Raw genomic sequence first — 18,961 nt, 5'->3', positions numbered from 1 at the left:
TGCGAGCACTTTATGCACAAAATTCCCATAATTTAGCTATTTTTCGAAACGCATTTTATCTTACATTCTCTTAATTTTAATGAAGTAAAATCTTCATGTATTCAGAAACATTTTGAAGGAGAGAAGATGAAATTAGCGAGACTTAGTTTGGCGGCTATCGCAGTTGTGGGGCTTACATCCAGCTCATTTGCAGCAGATACCTTGGCAGATGCTTTTAAAAATGGCAAGATCACGGGTGAGCTGAAGGCTTTTTATTTTGATCGTGATACGGGTGTCGATGTTGCCTCTGTTGGCGCAGGAGATACTTCGATTTTTGTAACAGGTGTTATGTTAAATTATGTAACAGACTCTTTGATGGGATTCAAATTTGGCACAACCGTACAATCGAGCAGTGCCCCTTTTGCAAGCGATGATGCGAAGGATGTTTTTGCAAAGGATATGTACGGTTCAGGCGCGGTACTTTCCGAAGCTTATCTGGAATACACGTTTGCTAAAACGACGGCAAAGATAGGTCGACAGTTTATTAGCTCTCCTTTAGTTGCAAGCAGTGGTTCTCGTGTGATTAAAGACTCGTTTGAAGGTGCAACGCTTATCAATACGGACTTACCAAACACCACACTTGGATTTGGTTATGTTGATAAATGGCAGGCACGAACCAATCAAGGATGGGCTCCTAAGTCTACAGGAATGGCAGATTTTAAACAGGTGGGAGATGGTGCGTACACTCTCTTTGCGATTAACAAATCTATTCCAGGCTTGATGCTCTCAGGCGCATGGGCAGGGATTGAAGAGTTTTCGGCAGGCGAAGATTTGGATCTGTACCGTTTTGAAGCGCGTTATGATGGTAAAGCGACGGATTTTACTTATAACCTTGGCGCACAATATTTTAGTACGCAATACAGCGGAGTTACGAAAGATGCCAATGGCTACGCGCTTAAAGCAGGCGTGGGTGTCGGTAGTATTGATGCGTATGTGGCGTACTCTAAAATATCCGATGATGGCAAAGTCAAATACGGTCTTGGCTATGGCGCCGATACACTTTACACCCAATCGCCCATTATCTCCGATAACTACGAACCTGACACAGAAGCGTATGCGATCGACGTTGCGTACAAATTTAACGCAGATGCTAAAATCGGTGTGGATTATACCCAAACGGATGATCCTGCCAGAGGTGACCTCTCTTACAGCGCGGTGTATGGCTCCTACGCGTTTAGTGGCGCACTCAAAGGCTTAAGCGTTCTTGTCCAGTATGAGAAAGAGGGTAAAGATGGTAACGATGAGGAGCTAAGAGTGAAGACCTCTTATAAATTCTAACCCGTCACACAACGATGATTCATTGCGGTGGTGTCATGCCACCGCTTGATTGTGATTTCCTTAAAAGAAGGGTTGGTTTTAGAACAAAAAAGCTTGGTTTAATTTTGACCAAACTTTATGCACAAAATGCCCATAAATAGCCATTTTGGAGCTTCTTCTATCTTAGTTATTCTTAATGAAAAAAAGGCTACTATAAATCTGAAAAACAAAGATCATTTAATGGATATTCAATGCAATGGCTTAAAGGCTTTTTACCTGTCGTAGCATCACTTTTGATAGGGATTCTAGGAGCCATACTTTTCTCGTTTATCAATGTACCCCTCCCATGGCTTTTGGGCTCGATTGTTGCCATTGCCATTGCGAGTCGTTTTCCCAAAATTCCCCTTCGAACGCCTAAAATGTTTTCAGCCCCTGCACGCGCAGTGCTTGGTATTACCATCGGTAGTGCCTTTAATCCTACGATTTTGCACTACTTAGGAGAGTTTGTTTCAAGCATTGTTCTGATCTTACCGTTTGTCCTGATTATCACGTTTTGCGGGATGATTTACTATTGGAAGTGGTTGAAGTTTGATAAGATGACCGCCTATTTTAGCTCGATGCCCGGTGGTCTTTTGGAGATGGTAACGCTAGCAGAAGCGACGGGTGCGAATGTGTACAAAGTGACAATGACCCAATCCGTTCGGCTGTTGTGCATTGTTTTCACGCTTCCTTTCATCATTCAAGCCCTCTCGCATGTCTCACTGGATGGCAGAGTCAGCATTACTCAGCCATTTTTACAGAGTGATCCTCACGATATGTTCATCCTAACTGTGTGTGCGCTGGTGGGCTGGTGGGGCGCTTTGAAGCTTAAAATACCGGGTGGAACCATGCTAGGGCCTATGATCTTAGGGGCGGTTGTGTATGGTTCGGGCATCGTGCATGCGCGCCCACCCAATGAGATCATTAAGATCATTCAGCTGATACTTGGAACGACCGTTGGGTTTGTCTTTGTTGGCGTTACATGTAAAGAAATTACAAAAATTTTCATGCAAACGCTGGGGTATTTTGTGATTTTAGCGATGATTTCAGCCGTGTTTGTCTTTATTGTCTCTAAGATGACCGATTTTCCACTGATCTCGATTTTGTTAGCCTTCTCACCAGGCGGTCAGTCGGAGATGAATTTGATAGCGATCATTATCGCAGCGAATTTACCGTATGTTGCGCTTCATCACATTGTGAGAATGTTTTTGGTGATGAGTGTTGCACCCGTATTTGTCAAATACCTTCGCCCCAAAGAGGACCGATGAGTTTTGTCTTCTCTGAAGTGCCACACACGAGTATCGTGCGATGGCAAAAAGTGAAGGATTTTTTAGACAGTGTTGATCTTGAGATGTCTGAGGATGTCGAAGTGTTTGTGGTTGCCAAAGAGGATGACCGCATCGTAGCGTGCGGAGGAGTGAGCGGGAAAGTGCTTAAAAACATCGCGCTCGATGAGTCTTTGCGCGGCGAAGGTTTGGCGCTGAGTCTGATGAGCGAGCTTTTGAAAGTGGCGTTTCGTGAAGGACGGCATGAACTTTTTTTGTTTACGAAACCAGATTATCAGGAGGTGTTTGAGTCGTGTGGGTTTAAGTATATTGAGCAGGCGCATCATCAGGTCATTTTGATGGAGAATAGCTACAATATTGATCTGTATAAAAAACGATTGCGAAAGTATAAACATACGGGCGACGTGGTTGGAAGCATCGTGATGAACTGCAACCCGTTTACGTTAGGGCACCGTTTTTTAGTCGAGCAAGCCTGTGAAAGGTCGCATTGGGTGCATCTATTTGTGGTGAAGGAAGACGCTTCCTTTTTTACCTTTAAAGATCGCTACAGACTGATTTGCGAAGGGTTAGTGGACCTTGAAAACCTCACGATACATGAGGGTTCTGACTACATTATCTCTAAAGCGACGTTTCCGACTTATTTTATTAAGGACAAGCGTCAGATTGATTCACTCTATACGGAGCTGGATCTCAATATTTTTAGAAATCATCTAGCGCCACAACTGGGCATTACGCACCGTTTTGTGGGAGAAGAGCCGTTATGTGCCGTGACGAATGAGTATAACCAACAGATGAAAAAATTACTGGTTCGCCCGAGTGAATTTCCAGCCATTGAGGTGGTTGAGTTAGGGCGTATTGAGTATGGTGGTGAGCCAATTTCGGCTTCGAGAGTCAGAAAATTAATGCAACACAATCGTTTGGAAGAGATCCTCCCGTTGGTACCTCCGACAACGTACGCGTTGATTGCACACATGATGTCTAAAGAGGAAGAAAAATGAGCAAAAAGCTAGAGACTGCCCACGCAGGAACACTGGAGTCGAGTGATGCGTTTGTACGCGTGATTCCTGTGGATGTGAAAGGCATTGAAATTGAGTTAGAAAGCAGTGTTGAAGAGATTTACGGCGATGCGATCAGAGCCCTTGTGTTGGAAACAGCGATGGCGATGGGCGTAGAGGGTGTGAAGCTTATCGTTCAAGACAAAGGCGCACTTGATTATGTGATCAAAGCGCGCGTTCAAACCGCCATTTTAAGAGCTTTGGGCGAAGCTGAGCCTGATTGGAGTGTATTATGAAACCAAAACTAAGACGAAGTATGCTTTTTGTACCAGGCTCAAACACGGGCATGGTCTGTAATGCGTTTATCTACAAGCCTGACACGGTGATGTTTGACCTTGAAGACTCCGTGGCACTCAGTGAAAAAGACTCGGCACGCATGATGGTATTTCATGCGTTGCAGCATTTTACCTACAAAGATATTGAAACCGCCGTGCGTGTCAATCCTCTGGACACTCCGTTTGGACTGCTCGATCTTGAAGCGGTCATTAGAGCAGGTGTGGACATCGTCAGGCTTCCAAAGACCGACACGGTCGAAGATGTTTTGGACATGGAGCGTGAGATTGAGCGTATCGAGACCAAGATTGGTGCAACGAAAAAAACGATGCTTCTAGCCGCTATTGAAAGCGCACTCGGTGTGGTCAATGCCGTCGACATCGCACGAAGTTCTAAGCGGATGATGGGCATTGCTTTAGGCGCGGAAGATTTTGTACGTGACCTTCATACGCAACGCACCAAAGAAGGACACGAGCTGATGGCAGCACGTAACCAAATCTTACTCGCAGCGCGCGCCGCAAAAATCGGTGCATTTGACTCCATCTTTTCGGATGTCAAAGACAAAGAGGGTTTTATGCACGAAGTGGAGCTGATCAAAGGGCTTGGTTTTGATGGAAAATCCCTCATCAATCCCAATCAAATCCCATGGCTTCACAGTGCCTTTGCACCGAGTCAGAAAAATATCAACTGGGCGATAGAGGTGCTTGAAGCAGCCAAAGATGCGAAAGAGCGTGGGCTTGGCGTTATCTCTCTTGATGGAAAAATGGTGGATGCACCGGTCATCTTAAGAGCAGAGTGGATTATGGATTTAGCGCGTGCATCGGGCGTTTTAGGAGAAGAGCAATGAAAGATATACAAAAACAATTCGACACAAAAGCGTTAACACCTATCAATGCGCCTTTCTTTACATGTAAAGCAAAAACCAAGGGCGAAGACCGCAGAGCAAAGCTGTGTGAGAGCATCGAAGAGTCCATTAAACGCTCCGGTTTGAGCGATGGTATGACCATCTCCTTTCACCATGCGTTTCGCGGTGGCGATCTTTTGATCAATAACGTGATAAATGTCATCGCAAAAATGGGCTTTAAAAACCTGACCTTGGCTTCAAGTTCACTCGCTTCTGTGAACGATCCTGTCATCGAGCATATCAAAAATGGCGTGGTCACGCAGATCTATACCTCTGGACTTCGCAGTAAACTGGGCGAAGCGATCTCCAAAGGGCTCATGGAAAAACCGGTGCAAATTCACTCACACGGTGGACGTGTACACTTAATCCAATCGGGCGAGCTTAAAATTGACGTCGCTTTTTTAGGTGTGCCTGTGTGTGACGCATTTGGTAATGCCAATGGCTATTCGGGTCGCTCAAAATGTGGCTCACTTGGTTACGCGATGATCGACGCGCAGTATGCAGACTATGTTGTTGTTTTGACCGAATCGTTAGAGGAGTACCCAAATGTGCCTGCCAGCCTTCATCAAGACCAAGTCGACGCGGTGGTTTTGGTCGATGAGGTGGGCGATCCTTCTAAAATCGGTGCGGGTGAGACGCGTATGACGACCAATCCTAAAGAGCTTTTACTTGCGAGTCACACCGCGAAACTCATCGAGCATTCAGGGCTTTTCAAAGAGGGTTTTAGCATCCAAACAGGAACGGGTGGCGCCTCTTTGGCAACGACCGTCTTTTTGAGTGAAAAGATGGAAGAGAAGGGCATTCACGCGAGTTTTGGACTGGGCGGCATCACGGGAACGATGGTCTATATGCTTAAACGTGGTCTCATTAAAACGCTTTTAGACGTGCAAAGTTTCGATGAATTTGCCGCCAAATCGTTGGGTGAAAACAAAAACCATATCGAAATCAGTGCGAACGAATACGCCAACCCAAGCTCCAAAGGTGCGGCGATCAAACAGCTTGACATCGTGGTCTTAAGCGCCCTTGAGGTCGACCTTGACTTTAACGTCAACGTCATCACAGGCTCCAAAGGCTTTTTACGAGGCGCTTCGGGAGGTCATAGTGATACAGCAGCGGAGGCAAAACTCTCCATCATCGTAGCACCGCTCACACGCGGACGCCTTCCAACGGTGACCAAACGGGTCAACACCATCGTCACACCGGGGTGTAGCGTGGATGTTGTCGTGACCGATCAAGGCATCGCGGTCAATCCTAAAAATGTGGAGCTCAAAGAACGCCTCAAAAAAGCGGGGCTTCAGATTGTGGAGATGCAAGAGCTGTATGAGCGCGCGATTGCACTGTGCGGTGAGCCTGCTGAAATTAAGTATAAAGACAAAGTCGTTGCGGTCATTCGCTACCGCGATGGTTCGGTCATCGACGTGGTGAAACAACTCGCGTAAATGATAGGCAAACCAACATCGTTAGACGCTATTTTACACGCCAAAGAGGAGCGTGCTTGGAAGCAAAAAGAGCTTTTAAGCCGCCACCCTTTGGCGTCCCTCATTTCTCTTTGCATCAACATCCCAAGCTTTATCAAACTCTCGCACGAAGCCGTGGTCGTGCATGAAATCGCGCACAATGCGCTGTTAACAATGCTTCAAAACGAGGGCATCGAACTGCTGGCATGCGAGAGCAAACGCTCCCCAACGGGAGCCGAATCACTCTTTACATGTAACGCCGAGGCCAAGGCGCTCAAAGTCTTTACATGTAAACTCGAAAACGCCCATCCACTAGGACGTTTGATGGATATAGATGTGCTCGATTGTACGGGAAAAATTCTCTCCCGAAGTGATCTTGTACTTCCCAAACGTAAATGTTTTGTCTGCGAAGAGGAAGCACAGTTGTGCGCGCGGTCGCAAAAGCACTCGTATACTGAGCTGGGTGCGCATATAAAAACCTTGGTCGAAAAACACGCATTTTCCGACTCCATCGCCTTGTGGTGTGAACGCGCGATGAAAACCGAAGTGGAACTCACCCCAAAACCAGGTCTGGTCGACCAAGCCAACAGCGGTGCGCACCGCGATATGGACATTCACACCTTTTACGCAAGCATTCAAGCGATCAAACCGTTTGTGCCACAATGGATTCACATCGCACAAACCTACGCCCATGAGGATGCCAAACAGAGTTTTAAAAGGCTTCGAGAGATCGGCATCGCTTGCGAAAAAGCGATGTTTGAAGCCACATCGGGGGTCAATACCCATAAAGGGATGATCTTCTGCCTCGCCGTCTTCTGCGGTGCCATCGGTCGCATCAAAGCGAGCGATCAGAGCTTTACATGTAAAAGCTTACAAGCCCAAATGCAAGCCCTGTGCGACACGTTGGTCGAAGACGATCTTTTACATGTAAAGCCCAACAGCGCAGGGGCACGCTTCTTTTATGAGAGCGGAAGCAGTGGCATTCGTGGCATCGCCCAGAGTGGTTTTGCCATCATTTTTGAACACACTTTGCCGTTTTTCCAAGCATGCAAAGAAGAAGAGGGCGAAGAGACAGCGCTTAAAAAAACACTGCTGTTGCTGATGTCACGTTTAGATGACAGCACGCTCTGGTCACGAGGTGGCATCGAAGGGCTCGCTTACGCCAAAACACAAGCAAAAGCACTTTTACATGTAAAGCCAAACGTGGAAAATTTAGATGCACACTTGCGTGAGTTGGACGCTGATATGATCTCAAAAAACCTCTCACCCGGCGGCAGTGCCGATCTTTTGGCGATGACGTGGTTGGTGTCATCTCTTCTCTCATCATAAAGATAAAAGGTGGAAACTGTCCCCATTTGCGCTTACATGTAAAATAAAACTCTTTATCCGCCATTATTTGCTATAATATCTTCAATTAGTTTCTTTTTACGCTACTATTAAGGAGATTTAATGGCATATCAACTGCTCAATGATGAAGAGATCGTCAAGGATTTAGGGCAAAAAATAGAGTATGCAAGACGCCTTAAAGGGTTACAATCCAAAGAGTTGTGTGAAAAAGGTGGTGCTGGATACACAGCGTATCGAAACTTAGTCAACGGCAAAAACGGTGTTTCACTCAAAACATTTGTGGCGTTGCTTCGTGGATTAGGCGAGCTTGACATGCTTGAAAAACTGTTGGCAAGCCAGAGCATGTACAGCCCAACAGGGAAGACGAGTGAGCCCAAAAAGAGGATATTTAAGAAAAAAAGTGTTGCTGCTAAAACAATGATTTGGGGAGATGAACAATGAAAGAGGGGCAGGTCGTTGAAGTCAAACTCTGGGGTACCACCATCGGTTTTCTGGGCTATGCTCCCAACCAAACGCAAATCGCGACCTTTGAATACACCAAAACATTTGCGCAAAGCTCCATCCAACTCTCGCCCCTTGTTATGAAACATCCTCCCCTTTTACACACCTTTGAGACGATTAGTCAACGAAGTTTTCATGGGCTTGCGGGTATTTTTGCCGACTCCTTACCCGATAAATTTGGCAATCAACTCATCGATCAGTTTATGGCAGATAAAAATATACCCCAAAGCGAGGTCACAGCACTTGATAGACTCCTTTATGTCGGCAATCGAGGTATGGGCGCGTTGGAGTATCATCCCCTATTTGATGAAAATAAGACCGTGGGCATAGCGCTTGACTTGCACACACTTTCAGCGCTTTCTAACCTACTTTTAACCCAAAAAGAGCTCTTTTCGCAAAAGCTTCACAGTGCCCAAAATAGGCAAGATGCGCTTAATATCATTCGTGTCGGTTCGAGTGCGGGTGGGGCTCGGTCAAAAGCCTTAGTTGCCATCGATGAAAAGGGTACACTTTACGATGGCACAATCGACCAAGGTGTGCAGTGTCGGTACTATCTGCTCAAGTTTGATGGTGCGGCGAACCAAGATAAAGATGCAAAAGACCCCAAAGGGATGACAAAAGTTGAGTATATTTACAGCATCATCGCGCGAAAGTGTGGCATAGAACTTCCTGAAACTTCATTCATCGAAGAAAACGGGGATTTTCACTTTTTAATCGAGCGGTTTGATCGAGAGATCGTTGTACAAAACGACAAAAAAATCGTGCGCAAAAAACACTACGCCTCATGGGCAGGCTTAAGTCATGCCGATAGAGAAGTGACAGGAGCATACTCGTACGAGCAACTCATCTTAAGCGCAAGAGCGCTAGGCGTTGGGGAACATCAGATCAAAGAGCTGTTTCGCCGAGCCATTTTCAACCTTGTCGGAAGAAATCAAGATGACCATACCAAAAATTTCGGCTTTTTGATGGATAGAACGGGTGTTTGGTCGTTGGCTCCCGCGTTTGATATGACCTATGCGTACGACCCAAGCGGCAAATGGACGAGGGTTCACCAAATTCGCCTCAACGGCAAACAAGATGATTTTACGATGAACGATGTGATAGCTTTTGGCAAAAAATGCAATCTTTCCGAAAAAGAGGTCAAAGAGGTTGTTGCAAAAACAGTGGATGCGTTTGCTGATTTTGAAATTTTGGCACAAGAGTATGCGGTTGCCGATGCGCTGAAAAAGACAGTACATAGTGCTTTACGCTTGAAGTTTTTGTAAGAGAAAGAGAGGAGGTTTTTTTTCAGAATTTTTTCAGCTTCTCTATACTAACATTCCAATATGTTTAAGATATTAGGAATATAGAAATGAAAACAATCGACACGCATGTTCACCTGCTCAGCAGTGAAGTCTCCTTCAACCGAGTTTACGACAAAGTTGCTTTACATTTTTTTGCGAAACGCTTCGGCATCGATGCTAAAGCGCTTTCAAAAGAGCCGTACAAAGCCTACACCGATGCGCTGATGAACTCGGTGAAAACCTCAGAACACATCGAAAAAATCGTGCTTTTTGGTGTGGATGCAAAGGTCGACGATGAGGGCAATGTCCTCCACCAAGATAAAACCGTTTGCGCGAGCAATGAAGATGTGGCGGTGTTGTACGCGCAGTATCCTGAGCTCATCATCCCATTTTTCTCCATCAATCCTAAACGACCCGATGCGTTGGAACTTATAGAAAAGTACCACACTTTAGGCTTTAAAGGGGCAAAATTTTTGCAAAATTATTGGGGTGTAGACACGCGTGAAGCGCGGTATCGTCCTTATTTTGAGAAGCTTGCGGCGCTGGATCTGCCTTTGATCATTCATGTGGGAAGCGAGAGCAGCGTGCATTCGTATAAAACCTGCGAGAGCATCGAGATGTTGCGCCAACCTTTGGAAGTGGGCGTGAAAGTCATTTGCGCGCACATGGCGCTCAGTTACGAGCCTCGTCACCTCTTTAAAGCACTCTCATCCAATCCCAAACGCTTTAACGATGACTATTTTACCTTGCTTGAGATGCTAAAAACGCACGATAATCTCTACGCCGATGTGTCAGCACTTCTAACACCCGTGCGCGCCAAAGTGTTGCGCCATCTCTCCACGCAAAGCGACATTCACCCCAAACTGCTCTTTGGAAGCGACTATCCTGTACCATTTACAACGGTGTGGAACAGTTACGATGTGTCTTTGTTGAAACGCATTTGCATCGCCCAAGAGAAGAATGTGTTTGATCGTTACGCCAAAGCAATGTTGGTCTATTTCCCTGCGAATAATCCTATTTATTCCAATTATCGAAAAGTTTTGTGTTTGGAGTAAGGTACTTTACATGTAAAGAGTAAAACCACTCTTTTCTAAGAAATCCTTAAGACAAAAAAGATTATTTTGTTGATAAACTTAAACATTTAGGAGTATAAGATGCAAATGGAATATGCCAAAGATTTACCGCTTGAATGGAAACCGATGTCTGCCATTTTTATGGCTTTAGGCGACGCGCATCGTCAAAAAATTCTTTTACTTTTTGAAGATGGTGAGCGTCTCAACGCAGGAATGATCGCCGAAGTATCGCCTTTGGCGCGCACCACTGTCTCGCATCACCTCAAAATCCTCCATCAAGCCGAAGTGCTTTTAAGCGAAAAGATCGGCAAAGAGGTCTGGTTTTGGGTCAATAAGCCGCTTTTAGAAGCGACCTTTAGCAATGTCTTAAATTATCTACACGGAAACTAACATGATCAAAACACTCCTTCGCATCATCCTTCGTTTTTTATTTAAAATTCGTGTTCAGGGGCATTTTATAGCCAACAAAGCCGAGCCGATGCTCATCATCGCCAACCATCAATCGTTTTTAGATGGCTTAATTTTAGGTGTAATGTTGCCCGTTTCGCCTGTGTTTATCATCAACACGCAAATCGCCAAAAACCCTTTTGTGAGGCTTTGCTTGATGCTCACCGATCATCTCACGGTCGATCCGTCCAATCCGATGGCGATTAAGGCAGTGATTCGTTTGGTGGAGAGCGGACGCCCTGTGGTTATTTTCCCAGAGGGGCGCATCACGACAACGGGCAGTTTGATGAAAATTTACGAAGGAAGTGCCTTTGTTGCGGTGAAAACCAATGCGACGGTCGTGCCAGTGATGATTCAAGGCGCGACGTTTAGCACGCTTTCGCGTATGCCAAAAACCTATCCACACAGGCTGTTTCCCCAGATCACATTGAACTATTGCACGCCAACCAAACTCAATGTTCCGCATGAGGGAACATCGCACCAAAGACGTCTTCTCTCAGGCGATGCGATGCGACGTTTGATGCAAGAATGCTCGTTTGACGCACGTCCTGCCAACGATCTTTTTGGCACTTTTTTAGAGGCGATGGAAACGCACGGCAAAAACAAAGCCATCGTGGAAGATATCAAGCAGATCGAATACACTTACGCGCAGCTCCTTAAAATGGCGCTAGGTTTGGGGCGACTCATAAGCCCTATCACTCAAAAAGAAGAAGCGGTGGGTGTGTTGATGCCAACGGCGGTTGCTTCGCTGGCGCTTGTTTTGGGACTTTCAGGCATGAAACGAGTGCCTGCCATGCTAAATTTCACCGCAGGTGTCGATGGCTTGCAAAGTGCGTGTACTGCGGCTGAGATCAAGACCATCGTCACATCAAAAGCCTTTGTGGAACAAGCTAAACTCGCTCCTAAATTGGAAGCATTGCAGGGTGTGCGCATTGTCTACCTCGAAGAGTTAAAAGTATCGATGCGCTTGGTGGATAAACTGTGGTTGATGCTCTATGCGATTCACTTTCCATGCCTTGTTACAAGCGCTCAAGATGAAAAAGAGCCTGCGGTGATTTTATTTACCTCTGGAAGCGAAGGCAAGCCTAAAGGCGTGGTGCTCTCGCATGAAGCACTGCTTGCCAATATCGCTCAAATCAGCTCCATCGTTGATTTTTCCACCGAAGATAAAATGCTTAATGCCCTGCCGATCTTCCACTCCTTTGGCTTAACGGCAGGCTCACTGCTTCCGATCTTTCGAGGAATGCACCTTTTTATGTACCCATCGCCGCTTCATTACCGCGTCATTCCTGAGATCGCTTATGATCGTTCTTGCACGATTTTACTAGGAACGAGTACATTCTTGCACAACTACGCACGACACGCGCATCCGTACGATTTTTATAAAGTGCGTTATGTCATCGCTGGGGCGGAAAAACTCTCTGAAAACGTGCGCGAGCTTTGGTTTGAGAAGTTTGGTTTGCGCATTTTTGAAGGGTACGGTGCAACCGAAACAGCACCTGTCATCGCAGTCAATACGCCGATGGCGTACAAAAAAGGCACCGTGGGGCAGATCTTGCCGGGCATTGAGCATAAACTCATTCCCGTTCCTGGCATCGAGGAGGGTGGCATCTTACATGTAAAAGGTGCGAATGTCATGAGCGGCTATTTGCGCGCTGAAAAACCGGGCATTTTGGAAAAACCGACCTCCGAAGCAGGCGAGGGGTGGTACAACACGGGAGACATTGTGAGCATCGATGATGTGGGCTTTGTGCAGATCAAAGGGCGTGTCAAACGCTTCGCCAAGATCGCAGGCGAGATGATTTCTCTGGAATCCGTCGAAAAACTAGCGACGCTGACCTCCAGTGGCTTTTTGCATGCAAGCTCATCGGTGCCTGATGTCGCCAGAGGCGAAGCGATCGTACTGTTTACGACCGATAAAAACCTCAATCGTGATGCGTTGCAAAAAAGTGCGCAAAGCAACGGATACCCCGAAATCGCTGTCCCAAGAAAGATCGTCCATGTGGAAGTACTTCCACTTTTAGGCACGGGCAAGACCGATTATGTCACTTTAAAATCCATGGCAAGCGAGATAGCATGAGCTCCTTTTATCTTTTAAAAACAAAGCGATTTGCGCCTTTGTTTGTGGTGCAGTTTTTAGGTGCGTTTAACGACAACATTTTCAAAAATACCCTCGCCATTTTGGTGACGTTTCACGCAGCATCATGGACGAGTTTGCCATTAGGCATTTTAGCGCCACTCATTGGGGCGATTTTTATCTTGCCTTTTTTCATCTTTTCAGGACTTGCAGGAGCCTTGGCAGACAAATACGACAAAGCCGCTTTAGCGCGCCTTGTTAAACTTTTGGAGTTTGGCTTGATGAGCATCGCCACGCTTGGTTTTTACATGCACTGGTTCAGCCTGCTGTTGGTCGTGGTTTTTGGCATGGGGTTACACTCAACGCTTTTTGGCCCCATCAAATACGCCATCATTCCCCAACACATGGGTGAAAATGAACTGGTCATGGCAAACGCGTTGGTCGAGTCTGGAACGTTTGGCGCCATTTTGCTAGGAACCCTTGGCGGTGGACTTATCGCGGCTTCCGCGTATGGCGGCATCATCGCAGGTATCATGGGTATGTCAATCGCGCTTATCGGCTATGTGTGCAGTCGCTACATTCCCACAGCACCTTCCTTGAATGCGCAGATGAGCCTTTCGTACAACATCTTCTCCCAAACGGCACAAACACTCAAACTGGCGTACGCGAACAAAACGGTATTTCTCTCCATCATCGCCATTTCATGGTTTTGGCTTTACGGAGCACTTTTACTTTCACAATTTCCTGCCTTTGTCAAAATCGTTTTAGTGGGCGACGAGACCACCGTAACGCTCTTACTGAGTCTCTTTACCATCGGCATCGGTGTGGGCTCTTTTCTTTGCGAGAAACTCAGCCACCATACCATTCGCCCTTCCTTGATCATACTGGGTGTTTTTGGAATGGGATTTTTCGGAATCGACTTTGCGCTCACCTCTTCGAGCTTTGTACCCGTAGAAGCACTTTTTTCAAGCAGCACCTTTTGGCATATTCTTATTGATTTAACACTCATCGCCCTTTTTGGTGGGCTCTTTAGCGTTCCTCTTTACGCCATCATGCAAAGCCAAAGTGACCCAGCATTTCGCTCACGCATCATCGCCGCTAACAACATCTTAAACGCTCTGTTTATGGTACTTGGTGCGGTACTTACGATGGTCTTATTGGACGCTTCGTGGCGAATTCCTGAAGTCTTTTTGAGCGCTGCCATTGGAACGGGAATCATAGCAACATGGATCGCTTGGGTGATATATAAACGAATTGATTAGGCTTTACATGTAAAGAATGTGAACGATTTTGAAGGTTTAGGTTTTATTAACGAATGGTTCATCTCTTGTTTAGGCTAAGCGTCTATACTTTTATATGTAAGACACTTACCTCCTTTTTGTATAGAACCTACCAATTTTAAGACAAACGCTCGGATTGCCCGGTTCGAGCGTTTTTTTCTTCTACCCGTTATTTCTTCCAACTCTTTAACATCTTAATTTTAAAACAACACAAAAATTGATACAATAATCAACATTGACGCTTTCGTGTAGAAATAGGGTAGAAACCTAAGACTTCAACAAAGTGTATCACATAGAAAAGCTCCTGAAAATCGGAGCATTTGAGGGAAAAAAGACAAATGGTATTGATGATAGATAACTACGACAGTTTTACCTACAACATTGTGCAGTATTGCTTAGAACTCGGGGCTGATCTTAAAGTGATTCGCAATGATGAGCTGAGTGTTGAAGAGATTGAAGCGTTACATCCTGAAAAAATTATTATTTCCCCAGGCCCTGCAACGCCAAATGAAGCAGGTGTCAGCTTAGATGTCATCAAATACTTTGGCGGGAAAATCCCTATTTTAGGCATTTGTTTGGGACATCAAGCCATTGGGCAAGCCTTTGGTGGTAAAGTCGTGCGTGCTAAACGCATGATGCATGGTAAGACCTCCATCACCAAACAACTTCACAATAGCTGTCTATTTGATGGACTTCCTGAAATGTTTACGACAACGCGTTATCATTCATTGACCGTTGAGCAAGAAGGGTTGCCTGACGTAGTCGTTCCAACCGCGTATAGTACGGACGATCATGAGATTATGGCACTGCAAATTAAAGATAAACAAATCTATGGCGTACAGTTTCACCCCGAATCCATTTTGAGTGAGCACGGACATGCCATCTTAAATAACTTTTTAAAACTATGAGAGAAAGACTTTTTTTACTCCTTATTCTTGTTCTCAGTGGTGCGTTGCTCTCCTATGGTACGCAGAGTATCTCTATTAGCTATGATGAAGCCAATACGTTTTTTTATGGCACCAATCTTGTTCACTACCTAGCCGTTACTTCGACACAACTTTTTGGGCAAAATGATTTTGCATTGCGCTTGCCTTTTATCCTTTTTCATCTTATATCCATTATTTTGCTCTATAAAATAGGCAAACTTTTTTTAAAAAAACGGGCAGATCGTATTGTTTCGGTTGCTATTTACGCTCTTTTACCAGGGGTAAATGGTGTTGCACTTTTGGTCAATAGTGGCATTGTGCTTATTTTATTCAGTCTATTATTTACCTATCTATACCTCAAAGAGTACAAAATCGCTTCACATTTTGTGCTTATCGCTGCCCTTTTTATCGATAACTCGTTTAGTATTTTTTTCATTGCTCTTTTCATTTATGCCCTTTTTCAACGCAAAACCGATCTTTTGATCTTAACGCTTATCTTATTTAGCGCCTCCATGTACCTGTATGGGTTTGATATAGGGGGAAAACCAAAAGGGTATTTTGTCGATACTTTGGGTGTTTATGCGGTTATTTTTTCACCATTACTCTTTTTATATTTTGTGTATGCGATGTATCGCATTTTGATTAAAGAGGAAAAAACCCTTTTATGGTATATCTCTTTCTTCTCGCTTATCGTATCCTTGCTTCTTTCCATGCGACAACGATTGTTGCTTGAAGATTTTGCTCCCTTTGTCGTGCTTTCCGTTCCCTTAATGGTTAAAGTCTTTTTCAACAGCTATCGTGTCAGGCTTCCAGCTTTTCGTAAACTTCATACATTTGTCTTTGGACTCGTGCTTGTCTCTTTGGTGTTTAACACGATGCTTATCTTTCTCAACAAACCACTCTATGCACTGATGGATGAACCAACAAAGCATTTTGCTATTAAATACAATATTGCAAAAGAGCTAGCAGAAGCACTCAAAGCCAAAGGCGTCACAAAAGTGATGATGAAAGATGATAAAATGGCTCTAAGACTTAAGTTTTATGGCATAGACCAAGGTAAAAATTATAAACTCACAACTCAACCAGAAATAGAAGAGGGGTATGAGAAGATTGATATTGCCTATTATGGTAAAGTCGTCAAGACTTTTTATCTTTACCGCGTTAACTAAAAAGAGGACAGGAAGATGAAAAAAGCGTTTACGATGCTTGAACTGGTATTTGTCATTGTTGTCGTAGGCATTTTATCGTACTTTGCAGCATCAAGTTTTCAACGCAATCCACTTCGTGAAGCTGCTGACCAACTTGTGAGTCATATTCGCTATACACAACATCTTGCGATGCAGGATGATAGGTTTAACGATCCATCTATCCCTGATTCACAATATTGGTATAGGACAAGGTGGCAAATTGTTTTTTCAACAAATGATGCAACTGCAAATCGTCAACCTTCTTACTCTATCTTTAGAAATTTGGATTATGATACTGCCGTGGATAGAAGTGAACTCGCAAAAAACCCATTGAGTCCAGAAAAATACCTTACAGGAGGAATTCCAGGGTATACTAATTTAGATATTACAAATGACAGCTTATTTGCAGGAACGAAAGAATTAAATTTAGGAACAAAATATGGTATTACAGGGTTAGCATGGACAAATAATTGTAGTTCAGGAAGCAAGATAGGCTTTGATTATCTTGGAAGACCATTACAAGGTCCTATAAGAAGCTATGATTCTTCTTATCCAAGTGGAAAAATAATCTCTACAGATTGCAATATAACACTTTCATATAATCAACAAAACATTGTAATAACGATAAAACCAGAAACAGGTTACACTTATATTTCTTCCCAAAATGACTAATCAATATCCCTAAAATGGTTTAACCTGTTTTTAAGGTGTATGGATATATAATTTCGTCCTCGTTTGAGAGAACGGGGTTAAAGAGAGGCGCCCAAAGTAGGGGATTTGCTTCAAGTTCATTACCATTTTAACAATGTCAAATTCAATCTTTGAAATCTAAATAAGTGACCTTAGCCAGGACGCGAAAAGTAAGAGATTATCAACTCTTCTTAATAAAAGAGATATTAATCAAACTTCATAAAACTAAAGATTTCGATTCGTCGATTCTGACCGAAAGGTCTAGCTTTAGTGTAATGAATTCAAAGCGAATTACTTCGCTTTGAAGAAACATTATAATGGAGAGTTTGATCCTGGCTCAGAGTGAACGCTGGCGGCGTGCTTAACACATGCAAGTCGAACGGATAAAATAAGCTTGCTTATTTTGTTAGTGGCGCACGGGTGAGTAATATATAGCTAACCTGCCCTTTAGTGGGGGACAACAGTTGGAAACGACTGCTAATACCCCATACTCCTTCTTGTCTTAAGATAAGTTGGGAAAGATTTATCGCTAAAGGATGGGGCTTTATTGTATCAGCTAGTTGGTGGGGTAATGGCCTACCAAGGCAATGACGCATACCTGGTCTGAGAGGATGATCAGGCACACTGGAACTGAGACACGGTCCAGACTCCTACGGGAGGCAGCAGTGGGGAATATTGCACAATGGAGGAAACTCTGATGCAGCAACGCCGCGTGGAGGATGACGCATTTCGGTGTGTAAACTCCTTTTATAGGGGAAGATAATGACGGTACCCTATGAATAAGCACCGGCTAACTCCGTGCCAGCAGCCGCGGTAATACGGGAGGGTGCAAGCGTTACTCGGAATCACTGGGCGTAAAGGATGCGTAGGCTGGAAATCAAGTCGAGAGTGAAATCCAACGGCTCAACCGTTGAACTGCTCTCGAAACTGGTTACCTAGAATATGGGAGAGGTAGATGGAATTAGTGGTGTAGGGGTAAAATCCGTAGATATCACTAGGAATACCGATTGCGAAGGCGATCTACTGGAACATTATTGACGCTGAGGCATGAAAGCGTGGGGAGCAAACAGGATTAGATACCCTGGTAGTCCACGCCCTAAACGATGCACACTAGTTGTTGCGATGCTAGTCATTGCAGTAATGCACTTAACAGATTAAGTGTGCCGCCTGGGGAGTACGGTCGCAAGATTAAAACTCAAAGGAATAGACGGGGACCCGCACAAGCGGTGGAGCATGTGGTTTAATTCGAAGATACACGAAGAACCTTACCTGGCCTTGATATCCTAAGAATCCTGTAGAGATACGGGAGTGCTAGTTTACTAGAACTTAGAGACAGGTGCTGCACGGCTGTCGTCAGCTCGTGTCGTGAGATGTTGGGTTAAGTCCCGCAACGAGCGCAACCCTCGTGATTAGTTGCTAACAGTTCGGCTGAGCACTCTAATCAGACTGCCTTCGTAAGGAGGAGGAAGGTGAGGACGACGTCAAGTCATCATGGCCCTTATGGCCAGGGCTACACACGTGCTACAATGGCTAGGACAAAGAGACGCGATACTGCGAAGTGGAGCAAATCTTAAAACCTAGTCTCAGTTCGGATTGAAGTCTGCAACTCGACTTCATGAAGCTGGAATCGCTAGTAATCGTAGATCAGATATGCTACGGTGAATACGTTCCCGGGTCTTGTACTCACCGCCCGTCACACCATGGGAGTTGAATTCACCCGAAGCCGGAATACTAAACTAGTTACCGACCACGGTGGGTTCAGCGACTGGGGTGAAGTCGTAACAAGGTAACCGTAGGAGAACCTGCGGTTGGATCACCTCCTTTCTAGAGTATAGGGGCA

General features: G+C 44.9%; 16 protein-coding genes and 1 rRNA gene. All 17 read left to right on the top strand.

The genetic code is table 11. From position 1 onward, the window contains the following. Positions 1-126: 126 nt before the first annotated feature. The 17 genes from SMUL_RS11720 to SMUL_RS11640 all read left to right on the top strand — a co-directional run bounded on the left by SMUL_RS11720 (position 127) and on the right by SMUL_RS11640 (position 18,945). Complete coding sequence (locus SMUL_RS11720) at positions 127-1,317, top strand: OprD family outer membrane porin (protein WP_025345445.1); 1,191 nt, start codon at positions 127-129, stop codon at positions 1,315-1,317. A gap of 230 nt (positions 1,318-1,547) precedes the next feature. Continuing rightward, the gene (locus SMUL_RS11715) at positions 1,548-2,603 is read left to right on the top strand and encodes an AbrB family transcriptional regulator (protein ID WP_025345444.1); all 1,056 of its coding nucleotides are present in this window, start codon (positions 1,548-1,550) and stop codon (positions 2,601-2,603) included. Beyond that, positions 2,600-3,619, top strand: a complete 1,020-nt coding sequence (citC, locus tag SMUL_RS11710) for a [citrate (pro-3S)-lyase] ligase (RefSeq protein WP_025345443.1) — start codon at positions 2,600-2,602, stop codon at positions 3,617-3,619. Before SMUL_RS11715 ends, citC begins: the two co-directional genes overlap by 4 nt. After that, the gene (gene citD / locus SMUL_RS11705; protein WP_025345442.1) at positions 3,616-3,912 is read left to right on the top strand and encodes a citrate lyase acyl carrier protein; all 297 of its coding nucleotides are present in this window, start codon (positions 3,616-3,618) and stop codon (positions 3,910-3,912) included. Before citC ends, citD begins: the two co-directional genes overlap by 4 nt. Beyond that, positions 3,909-4,796 (top strand): aldolase/citrate lyase family protein, encoded by an 888-nt coding sequence (locus tag SMUL_RS11700; protein WP_038533367.1) that lies wholly within the window; start codon positions 3,909-3,911, stop codon positions 4,794-4,796. Before citD ends, SMUL_RS11700 begins: the two co-directional genes overlap by 4 nt. Next, on the top strand, positions 4,793-6,292 hold the full coding sequence (citF, locus tag SMUL_RS11695) for a citrate lyase subunit alpha (protein ID WP_025345440.1): 1,500 nt from the start codon (positions 4,793-4,795) through the stop codon (positions 6,290-6,292). Before SMUL_RS11700 ends, citF begins: the two co-directional genes overlap by 4 nt. Then, positions 6,293-7,639, top strand: a complete 1,347-nt coding sequence (gene citG / locus SMUL_RS11690) for a triphosphoribosyl-dephospho-CoA synthase CitG (RefSeq protein WP_025345439.1) — start codon at positions 6,293-6,295, stop codon at positions 7,637-7,639. It begins immediately after the preceding gene. Between the two features lie 120 nt (positions 7,640-7,759). Continuing rightward, on the top strand, positions 7,760-8,098 hold the full coding sequence (locus SMUL_RS11685) for a helix-turn-helix domain-containing protein (RefSeq protein ID WP_025345438.1): 339 nt from the start codon (positions 7,760-7,762) through the stop codon (positions 8,096-8,098). After that, entirely contained in the window at positions 8,095-9,423 is a 1,329-nt protein-coding gene (locus tag SMUL_RS11680; protein ID WP_025345437.1) for a type II toxin-antitoxin system HipA family toxin, read from the top strand. The genes SMUL_RS11685 and SMUL_RS11680 overlap by 4 nt, the downstream gene beginning before the upstream one ends. An 86-nt stretch (positions 9,424-9,509) precedes the next feature. Then, positions 9,510-10,496, top strand: coding sequence for an amidohydrolase family protein (locus tag SMUL_RS11675; protein WP_025345436.1), 987 nt, complete (start codon positions 9,510-9,512; stop codon positions 10,494-10,496). A 99-nt stretch (positions 10,497-10,595) separates the two neighbouring features. Continuing rightward, positions 10,596-10,904: an ArsR/SmtB family transcription factor gene (locus SMUL_RS11670; protein ID WP_025345435.1), complete on the top strand. Its 309-nt coding sequence runs from the start codon at positions 10,596-10,598 to the stop codon at positions 10,902-10,904. A gap of 1 nt (position 10,905) precedes the next feature. Beyond that, positions 10,906-13,041: a bifunctional acyl-ACP--phospholipid O-acyltransferase/long-chain-fatty-acid--ACP ligase gene (gene aas, locus SMUL_RS11665; protein WP_025345434.1), complete on the top strand. Its 2,136-nt coding sequence runs from the start codon at positions 10,906-10,908 to the stop codon at positions 13,039-13,041. After that, positions 13,038-14,300, top strand: a complete 1,263-nt coding sequence (locus SMUL_RS11660) for an MFS transporter (RefSeq protein ID WP_025345433.1) — start codon at positions 13,038-13,040, stop codon at positions 14,298-14,300. Before aas ends, SMUL_RS11660 begins: the two co-directional genes overlap by 4 nt. A gap of 356 nt (positions 14,301-14,656) precedes the next feature. Beyond that, on the top strand, positions 14,657-15,226 hold the full coding sequence (locus SMUL_RS11655; protein ID WP_025345432.1) for an aminodeoxychorismate/anthranilate synthase component II: 570 nt from the start codon (positions 14,657-14,659) through the stop codon (positions 15,224-15,226). Then, the gene (locus SMUL_RS11650) at positions 15,223-16,413 is read left to right on the top strand and encodes an ArnT family glycosyltransferase (protein ID WP_025345431.1); all 1,191 of its coding nucleotides are present in this window, start codon (positions 15,223-15,225) and stop codon (positions 16,411-16,413) included. The genes SMUL_RS11655 and SMUL_RS11650 overlap by 4 nt, the downstream gene beginning before the upstream one ends. 15 nt (positions 16,414-16,428) lie before the next feature. Further along, positions 16,429-17,103 (top strand): prepilin-type N-terminal cleavage/methylation domain-containing protein, encoded by a 675-nt coding sequence (locus SMUL_RS11645; protein ID WP_025345430.1) that lies wholly within the window; start codon positions 16,429-16,431, stop codon positions 17,101-17,103. A gap of 332 nt (positions 17,104-17,435) precedes the next feature. Next, positions 17,436-18,945, top strand: a 16S ribosomal RNA gene (locus SMUL_RS11640). Positions 18,946-18,961: the final 16 nt, after the last annotated feature.

The organism is Sulfurospirillum multivorans DSM 12446, assembly GCF_000568815.1.
GTDB classification, from domain to species: Bacteria; Campylobacterota; Campylobacteria; order Campylobacterales; family Sulfurospirillaceae; genus Sulfurospirillum; species Sulfurospirillum multivorans.
Note: the sequence above shows the minus strand (reverse complement) of the source record. Positions and strands in the feature narration are given on the sequence as shown.